Origin of the sequence: Pseudomonas sp. AN-1 (assembly GCF_034057115.1) — a bacterium.
Taxonomy (GTDB): domain Bacteria; phylum Pseudomonadota; class Gammaproteobacteria; order Pseudomonadales; family Pseudomonadaceae; genus Geopseudomonas.
In genome coordinates, this window is record NZ_CP139195.1 from 2,836,628 (window position 1) to 2,847,752 (window position 11,125).

Here is an 11,125-nt window from a genome sequence, read left to right on the forward strand (position 1 = left end):
AAGGACGCTCACCTCCATGCCCCGCCGCCTGCCGCGCACGCTGCCGGGCGCCGCCCTGGCGCTGGCCCTGCTGCTGCCTCCCCTCGTCCACGCCGCCTGTCCGGACTGGCCGGCCGCACGCGCCGCCCGCGAAGTCCGGGCGCTCGCCGAGCGCATCGCCGCCTGGGACACCGCCTATCACCGCGACGGCCAGTCGCCGGTCGACGACGCCCTCTACGACCAGGCCCGCGCGCGCCTCGCCCAGTGGAACCAGTGTTTTCCCGCAGCGGCCCGCACGCCGCCGGCGCTGGCCACGGCCGCCGGGCCGCTCGCCCATCCGGTGGCGCACACCGGCCTGGCCAAGCTCGCCGATGCCGCGGCGGTGGCGGCCTGGGTCGGCGGGCAGGACGACCTGTGGGTGCAGCCCAAGGTCGACGGCGTGGCGGTCAGCCTGATCTACGAGGGCGGCCGGCTGGCGCGGGCGATCAGCCGCGGCGACGGCCGCCACGGCCAGGACTGGACCGCCAGCGCGCGGCGGATCCCCGCCATCCCCGCCGAGCTGCCCGGCGCGCCCGCGCACCTGCTGCTGCAGGGCGAGCTGTACTGGCGGCTCGACGGCCACGTGCAGGCCGAACACGGCGGCGCCGGGGCGCGCGCCCGGGTCGCCGGCCTGCTCGCCCGCGCGGCGCTGAGCGAGGCCGAGGGCCGCGGCATCGGCCTGTTCGTCTGGGACTGGCCGGAGGGGCCGCAGGAGATGGGCGAACGCCTGGCCGGCCTGCGCCGCCTGGGCTTCGACAGCCCGGACTACACCCGGCCGGTGCGCGGTGCCGACGAGATCGCCCGCTGGCGCGAGCAGTGGTATCGCCAGGCGCTACCGTTCGCCAGCGACGGCATCGTCATCCGCCACGGCAGCCGCCCGCCGGCCACGCGCTGGCAGGCCGAGCCGCCGCACTGGGCGGTGGCCTGGAAATACCCGGCGGCGCAGGCGCTGGCCGAGGTGCGCGCAGTGGAGTTCCGCATCGGCCGCCGCGGGCGCATCACCCCGCTGCTGCACCTCGAACCGCTGCAGCTGGACGACCGGCGCATCGCCCGGGTCAGCGCCGGCTCGCTCGGGCGCTGGCGGCAGCTGGACATCCGCCCCGGCGACCAGGTGGCGCTGCGCCTGGCCGGGCTGAGCATTCCGCGCCTCGACGGCGTGGCCTGGCAGGCGGCCGAGCGGGCGCCGCTCGCCGTGCCCGACCCGGCGCGCCATCATCCACTGAGCTGCTGGCGGGCCAGCGAGCCGGGCTGCGCCGGGCAGTTCCATGCACGGCTGGTGTGGCTCGGCGGACGCCAGGGCCTGGCGCTGGGCGGCCTCGGCCCGGGCACCTGGCAGGCGCTGCAGGACAGCGGCCGGCTGGACGGCCTGCTCGACTGGCTGCTACTGGACGAGGCGCAACTGGCGGCCCTGCCGGGGTTCGGCCCGCGGCGCGCGGCAACGGTGTGGCGCAGTCTGCAGACCGCCCGCCAACGGCCGTTCGCCACCTGGCTGCAGGCGCTGGGCCTGCCGCCGGCCGGGCGTGCCCGGCTGACGGAGGACTGGGCGACGCTGGCGGCGCGCAGCGCCGCGGACTGGCAGGCCGCCGGCGCCAGCACCCGTCAGGCCACGCAGCTGCAGGCGTTCTTCGCCCATCCCGAGGTGGGCGAGCTGCGCCGCCGGCTGCAGGGCGCCGGCGTGCGCGGTTTTCAGTAGATGCGGAATTCCTCGTGGCAGGCCTTGCAGGCCTTCTCCACGCGATCGACCGGCGCGGCCAGCGCCTTGGCCTCGAGCGGCCGGGCGGTGGTGGCGGCGACCAGCGCCGCGGTGCTCGCCTCGAGGTCGCGGGCCAGCTGCTGGAAGCGCTCCTGACGCTGCCACACCTCGTCGCGGGCGCTGCTGTCCTCCTCGCGCACCTGCGGGAAGTGCTGCCAGGGCTGGCGCGACAGCGCATCGAGCTTGGCGGCGCCCTCGGCGAAGCGCTGCTCATCGAAGCCGATGCGGCCGCGCAGCATGCCGCCGAGGTCCTCGCTGGTGTTGAGCATCTGCTTGAACAGCGCCTGGCGCTGGCCCAGCGGCGAATTGGGGTCGACACGGTCGCAGGCGGTCAGGGTCAGGCCGCTCAGGGCCAGCAACAGCAGGGTTCGGGCAATCATGGCTACTCGCGGGGGTCGGGTCGAAAACGCGCGACAGTATCCGCGCATCGCTCCTGCGGGCCAAGGCCTGCGGGCGCGTCGGGGCGCCGCACGTACGGAAAACTTGGGCACGGCCGCGTGCGCCGCTATAATCCGGGCTCCCCGCGGCCTCCGGCCGCACCCGCCTCCCGTCCGAGGGGCGCTGCAGCAGGGTTTCCGCCGGTCGATGCACCGGCACCTGTCAGGCTCGGACGGGCTGTCGCCACGGCACGCAGCCTGCGTCCGTTCCTGACTTCAACGGCGCCCATTCGCCAATCACGAATGGAGATACGCATGAGCGCTGCTTTTGCCGATTACAAGGTTGCCGACATTGCCCTGGCCGACTGGGGCCGTCGCGAGATCATCATCGCCGAGTCCGAGATGCCGGCGCTGATGGGCCTGCGCCGCAAGTACGCCGCGGAGAAGCCGCTGGCCGGCGCGAAGATCCTCGGCTGCATCCACATGACCATCCAGACCGCGGTGCTGATCGAGACCCTGGTGGCCCTCGGCGCCGAGGTGCGCTGGTCGTCCTGCAACATCTTCTCCACCCAGGACCAGGCCGCCGCCGCCATCGCCGCCGCCGGCATCCCGGTGTTCGCCTGGAAGGGCGAGACCGAGGAGGAGTACGAGTGGTGCATCGAGCAGACCATCCTCAAGGACGGCCAGCCGTGGGACGCCAACATGGTGCTGGACGACGGCGGTGACCTGACCCAGATCCTCCACGAGCGCTACCCGGCGATGCTGGAGCGGATCCACGGCATCACCGAGGAAACCACCACCGGCGTGCACCGCCTGCTCGACATGCTCAAGGCCGGCACCCTCAAGGTCCCGGCGATCAACGTCAACGACTCGGTGACCAAGAGCAAGAACGACAACAAGTACGGCTGCCGCCACAGCCTCAACGACGCCATCAAGCGCGGCACCGACCACCTGCTGTCCGGCAAGCAGGCGCTGGTGATCGGCTACGGCGACGTGGGCAAGGGCTCGGCGCAGTCGCTGCGCCAGGAAGGCATGATCGTCAAGGTGTCCGAGATCGACCCGATCTGCGCCATGCAGGCCTGCATGGACGGCTTCGAGGTGGTTTCCCCGTACCTGAACGGCGAGAACGACGGCAGCGAGGCCAGCATCGACAAGGCGCTGCTCGGCAAGATCGACCTGATCGTCACCACCACCGGCAACGTCAACGTCTGCGACGCCAACATGCTCAAGACGCTGAAGAAGCGCGCCGTGGTGTGCAACATCGGCCACTTCGACAACGAGATCGACACCGCCTTCATGCGCGCCAACTGGGGCTGGGAAGAGGTCAAGCCGCAGGTGCACAAGATCCACCGCACCGGCAAGGACATCGACCCGACCAACGACGACTACCTGATCCTGCTGGCCGAAGGCCGCCTGGTGAACCTGGGCAACGCCACCGGCCACCCGAGCCGGATCATGGACGGCTCCTTCGCCAACCAGGTGCTGGCGCAGATCCACCTGTACGGCGCGCGCTTCGCCGACCTGCCGGCCGCCGAGAAGGCCCAGCGCCTGACCGTCGAGGTGCTGCCGAAGAAGCTCGACGAGGAAGTGGCGCTGGAGATGGTCAAGGGCTTCGGTGGCGTGGTCACCCGCCTGACCGGCAAGCAGGCCGAGTACATCGGCGTGACCGTCGAAGGCCCGTTCAAGCCGGACAGCTACCGCTACTGATCCCGCAGGGTGGAAAACCCGCGACAGCGGTTTTCCACCACCGGCAGCACACGGTGGAAGAGGCCTGCGGCCGTCTTCCACCCTACGCCCAAGGAATCCCTTCCATGTCCCAGGAACGCCGCTACAGCTTCGAGTTCTTCCCGACCAAGACCGAAGCCGGGCACGAAAAACTGCTGACCGTGGCCCGCCAGTTGGCCGGCTACAACCCCGATTTCTTCTCCTGCACCTATGGCGCCGGCGGCTCGACGCGCGACCGCACGCTGAACACCGTGCTGCAGCTCGACGGCGAGGTGAAGGTGCCGACCGCGCCGCACCTGTCCTGCGTCGGCGACAGCAAGGCCGAGCTGCGCGAGCTGCTGGCCACCTACAAGGACGCCGGCATCCAGCGCATCGTCGCCCTGCGCGGTGACCTGCCCTCGGGCATGGGCATGGCCAGCGGCGAGCTGCGCTACGCCAACGAGCTGGTCGAGTTCATCCGCGCGGAAACCGGCGAGCATTTCCACATCGAGGTTGCCGCCTATCCGGAAGTCCACCCGCAGGCGCGCAGTTTCGAGGATGATCTGCGTAACTTCGTGCGCAAGGCCCAGGCCGGCGCCGACAGCGCGATCACCCAGTACTTCTTCAACGCCGACTGCTACTTCTATTTCGTGGAACGCGTGCGCAAGCTGGGTGTCGAAATCCCGATCGTTCCGGGTATCATGCCGATCACCAACTACAGCAAGCTGGCGCGTTTCTCCGACGCCTGCGGCGCCGAGATCCCGCGCTGGATCCGCAAGCAGTTGGAAGCCTACGGCGACGACCTCGCCAGCATCCAGGCGTTCGGCGAACAGGTGATCACCGAGATGTGCGAGAAACTCCTCGCCGGCGGTGCCCCGGGCCTGCACTTCTACACCCTGAACCAGGCCGAACCGAGCCTGGCGATCTGGAACAACCTCAAGCTGCCCCGCTGAGGTCGAGCCCCCGGGCTCAGAGCGCCCGTCCGCGCCATCGGCGCGGACGGCGGCTCGCAACGCTACGGACCTCCGTCCAGACCACCGCCCGGCGCAGGGCGATGGCCGTCGGGCGGGGGCATGGTCCGAATCCATGCCCTGTTCGCAGTCGATGATGATGCGCGCGGGATCTACCGGCCAGAGGCCGGGTCGATCCCCCCCGAGTCGGCGGGTTGCCGACGTGAAACAGGAACCCCGCATGTCCTTTACTTCCCTCGGTCTCTCCGAGGCCCTGGCCCGCGCCGTCGAGGCCGCCGGCTACACCCAGCCCACCCCGGTGCAGCAGCGCGCCATTCCCGCCGTCCTGCAGGGCCGCGACCTGATGGTCGCCGCGCAGACCGGCACCGGCAAGACCGGCGGCTTCGCCCTGCCGGTGCTCGAACTGCTGTTCCCGGGCGGTCACCCGGACCGCGAACACCGCCATGCCGCCAAGCAGCCGCGCGTGCTGGTGCTGACCCCGACCCGCGAGCTGGCCGCCCAGGTCCACGACAGCTTCAAGCTGTACGCCCGCGACCTGCCGCTGAAAAGCGCGTGCATCTTCGGCGGCGTCGGCATGAACCCGCAGGTCCAGGCCGTCGCCAGGGGCCTCGACGTGCTGGTCGCCTGCCCCGGCCGCCTGCTCGACCTGGCCAACCAGAAGGCCATCGACCTCGGCCACGTGGAGATCCTCGTCCTCGACGAGGCCGACCGCATGCTCGACATGGGCTTCATCCACGACGTCAAGAAGGTGCTCGCCAAGCTGCCGGCCAAGCGCCAGAACCTGCTGTTCTCGGCGACCTTCTCCAAGGACATCACCGATCTGGCCGGCAAGCTGCTGCACAACCCCGAGCGCATCGAGGTGACCCCGCCGAACACCACGGTGGAGCGCATCGAGCAGCGCATGTTCCGCATCGCCGCCACCCAGAAGCGCGCCCTGCTCGCCCACCTGGTGACCGTCGGCGCCTGGGAGCAGGTGCTGGTGTTCACCCGCACCAAGCATGGCGCCAACCGCCTGGCCGAGTACCTGTGCAAGCAGGGCCTGCCGGCCGCGGCGATCCACGGCAACAAGAGCCAGAACGCGCGCACCAAGGCGCTGGCCGACTTCAAGGCCAACAGCGTGCGCATCCTGGTGGCCACCGACATCGCCGCCCGCGGCCTGGACATCGACCAGCTGCCGCACGTGGTCAACTACGAGCTGCCCAACGTCGAGGAGGACTACGTCCACCGCATCGGCCGCACCGGCCGCGCCGGACGCAGCGGCGAGGCGATCTCGCTGGTGTCCCCGGACGAGGACAAGCTGCTCAAGGCCATCGAGCGCCTGACCAAGCAGCGCATCCCCGAAGGCGACATGCAGGGCTTCGACCCCAGCCAGGTGGTGGACGCCGCGCCGGCCGAGAGCGACGAGCGCCCGCCGCGCCAGGGCCGTGGCCACGGTCGCAAGGACCTGCCGCAGCAGGAGCGCAAGGAGCGCGCCCCGCGCGCCGCCAAGGGCGAGAAGAGCGAGAAGGGCGACAAGCCGAGGGGCGACAAGACCGACAAGGCCGCCAGACCGGCCCGCGGCGAGAAGGCGGACAAGCCGTCGGCCAAGCCGGCTCGCGGCGATCGCCCGCAGGGCCAGGCCGCCCAGGGCGGCGACAAGTCGCGCAACCGCCGTGGCGGTCAGGGCCAGGCGCAGGGACAGGGCCGCAACGAGCGCCGCGGCGGCCAGCCGGCGGCGGTCCAGCTGGCGCCGGGCGAACTGCCGTTGCCGACCCGCCCCGACCGCGATCCGGAGGCCTTCCTCGACGACGAGTACGACAACTTCGGCAACAGCGTCGAGTACGTCAGCCCCTACCAGGGCAAGAAGCAGGGCCGCGGCGGTCGTCCGCAGGGCGGCGGCAATGCCCCGCGTGGCCAGGGCGGTGCCCGGCAGAACGCCGGCGGCGGCCAGCGCCGCGGCGACCTCGGTCAGCGCGCCCGCGACAGCCTGCTGCGTGAGCCGCCGCTGCGCGAGCCGGCGGCCGTGCGCAGCCCGCGCGACACCCAGCCGGTGATCGTGCGCAAGCCGTCGCGCAGCGACCGCCTGCCCACCGCCGAGCAGCTGGAACAGCTGGAGCAGGAAAACCGCCCGCGCAGCGAGAAGCCGGCGCTGCTGACCCGCAACAAGTAAGCGCCCGCGCCGCTCCTGCGGCGCAGTCGCTGCCGGAAACGACAACGCCGCCCATTCGGGCGGCGTTGTCGTTCAGGAACGGCGCGTTACTGGCGCACGCCCTCGACGGAGATGATCAGCTCGACTTCCTGGGAAGCCGGGCCGAGATCCTTCTGGATGTCGAAGTCCTTGAGCTTGAGCCTGGTACTGCCCTCGAAGCCGGCGCGGTAGCCGCCCCACGGATCCTGGCCTTCGCCGATGAACTTGGCGGCGATCACCACCGGCTTGGTCACGCCGTTGAGGGTCAGGTTGCCGGCGATGTCGGCGGTGCCCTCGCCGGTGGACTTCACGCCGGTCGACTCGAAGGTGGCGGTCGGGTGCTTGGCCACGTTGAGGAAGTCGGCGCTGCGCAGGTGCTTGTCGCGCTCGGCGTGGTTGGAGTCGACGCTGGCGGTCTTCAGCTCGACCTTGACCTTGCTCTCCTCCGGCTTGGCGGCATCGAAGCTGAAGCTGCCGTCGAAGTCCTTGAAGGTGCCGTACAGCCAGCTGTAGCCGAGGTGGCTGATCTTGAAGTTGACGAAGGCGTGCTGGCCTTCCTTGTCGATCTTGTAGTCGGCGGCCATGGCCTGGGCGCCGAACAGCAGGGAACCGAGGCTCAGGGCGAGCAGGGATTTCTTCAGCATGGTGGGACTCCGTTGCAGTCTAGGGGTCATTCGGCGCGGCCCAGCATGCGCTTGAGGGTCGCGTCGCGGTCGATGAAGTGGTGCTTGAGGGCGGCCAGGGCGTGCAGCACGGCCAGGCCGATCAGGCCCCAGGCCAGCCAGCGGTGCACGAGGCCGGCGATGTCTTCCTGGCCGTCGATGCCGCTGAGGGTGGCCGGCACGCTGAACCAGCCGAACACCTCGATGGCGCGGCCGTCGGCGGTGGAGATCAGGTAACCGGAAACCATCAGGGCGAACAGCCCGAGATACAGCAGGCCGTGGGCCAGCGCGGCGCCGGCGCGGGTCTGCGCGCTGTAGCTGGCCAGCGCCGGCGGCGGCGGGCTGACCAGCCGCCAGACCACGCGCAGCAGCATGGCCAGCAGCAGCAGGATGCCGATGCCCTTGTGCAGGTCGGGGGCGCGGCGGTACCAGCTGCTGTAGTAGTCGAGGCCGACCATCCACAGGCCGAGGCCGAACAGGCCGAACACCGCCAGGGCGATGCCCCAGTGCAGGAGGATGCTGACCAGCCCGTAGCGGCGGGCGGAATTGCGCCATTGCATGAGAAGGATTCCCGTTAAAAGCGAGAAGCCAAGACTAGCAACAAACCCATCGATATAAAGCGGAATTTCTGGTTCAAAACAATTCGAATGTCCGATGGATCCGCGCCTCTGCCCATCCCTGCGGCCCCGGGGCTACACTGTGCGCCCTGTCCGTTCGAGGAGCGCCGTCGATGAGCCGCAATCAACAGTGGATGGAGCGCGATCTGGCCGTGCTCTGGCACCCCTGCACACAGATGAAGGACCACGAGCAGCTGCCACTGATCCCGATCCGTCGGGGCGAGGGCGTGTGGCTGGAGGACTTCGACGGCCGGCGCTACCTGGATGCGGTCAGCTCCTGGTGGGTCAACGTGTTCGGCCACGCCAACCCGCGAATCAACGCGCGCATCAAGGAGCAGCTGGAGAGCCTCGAGCACGTGATGCTCGCCGGCTTCAGCCACCAGCCGGTAATCGAGCTGTCCGAACGCCTGGTGGCGATCACCCCGCCGGGCCTTTCCCGGGTGTTCTACGCCGACAACGGCTCCTCGGGCATCGAGGTGGCGCTGAAGATGAGCTTCCACTACTGGCGCAACGCCGGCCGCGACGGCAAGAAGCGCTTCGTCACCCTGACCAACAGCTACCACGGCGAAACCGTGGCGGCCATGTCGGTGGGCGACGTGGCGCTGTTCACCGACACCTACAAGCCGCTGCTGCTGGACACCTTCAAGGTGCCCAGCCCGGACTGCTACCTGCGCCCGGAGGGGGTGAGCTGGGAGGAGCATTCGCAGGCGATGTTCGCCCACATGGAGCAGACCCTGGCCGAACATCACGGCGAGATCGCCGCGGTGATCGTCGAGCCGCTGATCCAGGGCGCCGGCGGCATGCGCATGTACCACCCGGTGTACCTGCGGCTGCTGCGCGAGGCCTGCGACCGTTACGGCGTGCACCTGATCGCCGACGAGATCGCCGTCGGCTTCGGCCGCACCGGCACCATGTTCGCCTGCGAGCAGGCCGGCATCACCCCCGACTTCCTGGTGCTGTCCAAGGCGCTGACCGGCGGCTACCTGCCGATGGCCGCGGTGCTGACCACCGACGACGTCTACCAGGCGTTCTACGCCGACTACGCCACCCTGCGCGCCTTCCTCCACTCGCACACCTACACCGGCAACCCGCTGGCCTGCGCCGCCGCCCTGGCGACCCTGGACATCTTCGCGCAGGACGACGTGATCGAGCGCAACAAGGCCCTGGCCGCGCGCATGGCCAGCGCCACCGCGCACCTCGGGGACCACCCGCACGTCGCCGAGGTGCGCCAGACCGGCATGGCGCTGGCCATCGAGATGGTCGCCGACAAGGCCGCCAGGACGCCCTATCCGTGGCAGGAGCGCCGCGGCCTCGCCGTCTACCAGCACGCGCTGGCGCGCGGCGCGCTGCTGCGCCCGCTGGGCAGCGTGGTGTACTTCCTGCCGCCCTACGTGATCACCCCCGAGCAGATCGACTTCCTCGCCGAGGTGGCCAGCGAGGGCATCGACATCGCCACCCGCGAGGCGGTCCGCATGAGCGTGCCGGCCGGCGGCCCGGCGACCTTCCACGATCCGGGCTGACCTGCAAGCGGCGCACGGAAACCGGTAAGCTAGCCGTCTTTCCGTCGCCGTCCGCCGCTGCCCACCATGCGTCTATCCCGTTTCTTCATCGATCTCCCCCTGTCCCTCGGCCGTTTCGATCTGCCGGAGGCCCAGGCCCACTACATCGGCCGCGTGCTGCGGCTCGCTGCCGGCGACGCCGTGCAGCTGTTCGACGGCAGCGGCCGCGAGTTCGTCGGCGAACTGGTCGAGGTGGGCAAGAAGAACGTGCAGGTGGAGCTGCGCGAGCAGTTCGCCGGGCTCGCCGAGTCGCCGCTGCACATCCACCTCGGCCAGGGCCTGTCGCGCGGCGAGCGCATGGACTGGGCGATCCAGAAGGCCACCGAGCTGGGGGTCGCCGAGATCACCCCGATCGTCAGCGAGCGCTGCGAGGTACGCCTGAAGGACGAGCGCGCCGACAAGCGCCTGGCCCACTGGCGCCAGGTGGCGATCAGCGCCTGCGAGCAGTGCGGCCGCTCGGTGCTGCCGATCATCCATGCGCCGCTGTCCCTGGCCGAGTGGCTGGAGCAGACCGCCGCCGAGCTGAAGCTGGTGCTGCATCCGGTCGCCGAGCCGCTGACCGGCCATGCCCGCCCGGCCTCGCTGGCCTTCCTGATCGGCCCGGAAGGCGGCCTGAGCGACGCCGAGGTGGCGCAGGCGCAGCGCGCCGGCTACCAGGCCGCCCGCCTCGGCCCGCGGGTGCTGCGCACCGAGACCGCGCCGGTGGTGGCGCTCAGCGTGGCCCAGCAGCTGTGGGGCGACTTCTGAACGCCTGGCCCTGAAACGCCACAGGCCCGCAGATGCGGGCCTGTGGCGTTGCGGCGGTTCAGCTCAGATCAGGCCGATATCGGCCAGCTTCTGCTCCAGGGCGATCAGATCGGGGATGCGCGCCAGCTCGCCCTCGACCAGCGCCGAATCCAGCTCCAGCGCGGCCAGCGGGGCGCCGGCGCTGGCCAGCTGGGTATCGAGCCGCTGCGGCCGCGGGATGCCCTGCACCAGCAGGGCGTAGAACTTCAGTTGCGGCCGGCCGCCGATGGCGTTGATCACCGCGATGCGCGCCCCGCTGCCCACCGGCGCCGGCGGCTTGCCGCTGGACGCCGCCTCGAAGGACAGCAGCGGCAGGCGCAGGTCGCGCCAGATGAGGTCGCCCAGATACCAGTCCGGAGTCCCCGGATGCGCCTCGACCGGACGCTGGTTGATCAGCTCGGCCAGCGCCACGCTGGGCAGCAGCAGGACGCGGTCGCTGAGCGGCAACAGCAGGGTGTTGAGGGTTTGTTGTGCCGCGCCGGCGGTGACGGGGGCTGCTTGGCTCATGGCT

At 70.6% G+C, this 11,125-nt stretch carries 10 protein-coding genes and 1 riboswitch; of the genes, 6 read left to right on the forward strand and 4 right to left on the reverse strand.

Annotated features, from left to right (window positions below):
• Positions 1–16: 16 nt before the first annotated feature.
• A complete protein-coding gene (ligB, locus tag SK095_RS13315) occupies positions 17–1,711 on the forward strand; it encodes an NAD-dependent DNA ligase LigB (protein WP_320546562.1) in 1,695 nt (564 codons plus the stop codon).
• On the opposite strand, the gene SK095_RS13320 is transcribed toward ligB, so the two are convergent.
• Complete coding sequence (locus SK095_RS13320; RefSeq protein ID WP_320546563.1) at positions 1,705–2,151, reverse strand: cytochrome c; 447 nt, start codon at positions 2,149–2,151, stop codon at positions 1,705–1,707. The two genes, ligB and SK095_RS13320, sit on opposite strands and share 7 nt — an antisense overlap.
• A gap of 167 nt (positions 2,152–2,318) precedes the next feature.
• Positions 2,319–2,443: riboswitch (S-adenosyl-L-homocysteine riboswitch) on the forward strand.
• An 8-nt stretch (positions 2,444–2,451) separates the two neighbouring features.
• Here SK095_RS13320 and ahcY point away from each other — a divergent pair.
• The 3 genes from ahcY (at position 2,452) to SK095_RS13335 (ending at position 6,972) form a co-directional block, all read left to right on the forward strand.
• The gene (gene ahcY / locus SK095_RS13325) at positions 2,452–3,855 is read left to right on the forward strand and encodes an adenosylhomocysteinase (protein ID WP_320546564.1); all 1,404 of its coding nucleotides are present in this window, start codon (positions 2,452–2,454) and stop codon (positions 3,853–3,855) included.
• 104 nt (positions 3,856–3,959) lie between these two features.
• Positions 3,960–4,805, forward strand: a complete 846-nt coding sequence (metF, locus tag SK095_RS13330) for a methylenetetrahydrofolate reductase [NAD(P)H] (protein ID WP_136491722.1) — start codon at positions 3,960–3,962, stop codon at positions 4,803–4,805.
• A gap of 238 nt (positions 4,806–5,043) precedes the next feature.
• Positions 5,044–6,972 carry a DEAD/DEAH box helicase gene (locus SK095_RS13335; RefSeq protein ID WP_320546565.1) on the forward strand — a complete coding sequence of 643 codons (1,929 nt, stop codon included), beginning with the start codon at positions 5,044–5,046 and terminating at the stop codon, positions 6,970–6,972.
• Between the two features lie 86 nt (positions 6,973–7,058).
• Here the strand turns inward: SK095_RS13335 and SK095_RS13340 are convergent, their stop codons facing one another.
• Complete coding sequence (locus SK095_RS13340; protein WP_136491540.1) at positions 7,059–7,634, reverse strand: YceI family protein; 576 nt, start codon at positions 7,632–7,634, stop codon at positions 7,059–7,061.
• Between the two features lie 26 nt (positions 7,635–7,660).
• The gene (locus tag SK095_RS13345) at positions 7,661–8,212 is read right to left on the reverse strand and encodes a cytochrome b (protein ID WP_136491539.1); all 552 of its coding nucleotides are present in this window, start codon (positions 8,210–8,212) and stop codon (positions 7,661–7,663) included.
• Positions 8,213–8,382: 170 nt separating this feature from the next.
• Between SK095_RS13345 and SK095_RS13350 the strand changes: the two genes are divergently transcribed.
• Together SK095_RS13350 and SK095_RS13355 are read left to right on the forward strand one after the other, a co-directional pair.
• Complete coding sequence (locus SK095_RS13350) at positions 8,383–9,789, forward strand: adenosylmethionine--8-amino-7-oxononanoate transaminase (protein ID WP_320546566.1); 1,407 nt, start codon at positions 8,383–8,385, stop codon at positions 9,787–9,789.
• A 66-nt stretch (positions 9,790–9,855) separates the two neighbouring features.
• Positions 9,856–10,575 carry a 16S rRNA (uracil(1498)-N(3))-methyltransferase gene (locus SK095_RS13355; protein ID WP_320546567.1) on the forward strand — a complete coding sequence of 240 codons (720 nt, stop codon included), beginning with the start codon at positions 9,856–9,858 and terminating at the stop codon, positions 10,573–10,575.
• Positions 10,576–10,638: 63 nt separating this feature from the next.
• Here SK095_RS13355 and SK095_RS13360 read toward each other — a convergent pair whose 3' ends face one another.
• Positions 10,639–11,121 carry a chemotaxis protein CheW gene (locus SK095_RS13360; protein WP_320546568.1) on the reverse strand — a complete coding sequence of 161 codons (483 nt, stop codon included), beginning with the start codon at positions 11,119–11,121 and terminating at the stop codon, positions 10,639–10,641.
• Positions 11,122–11,125 lie beyond the last annotated feature (4 nt).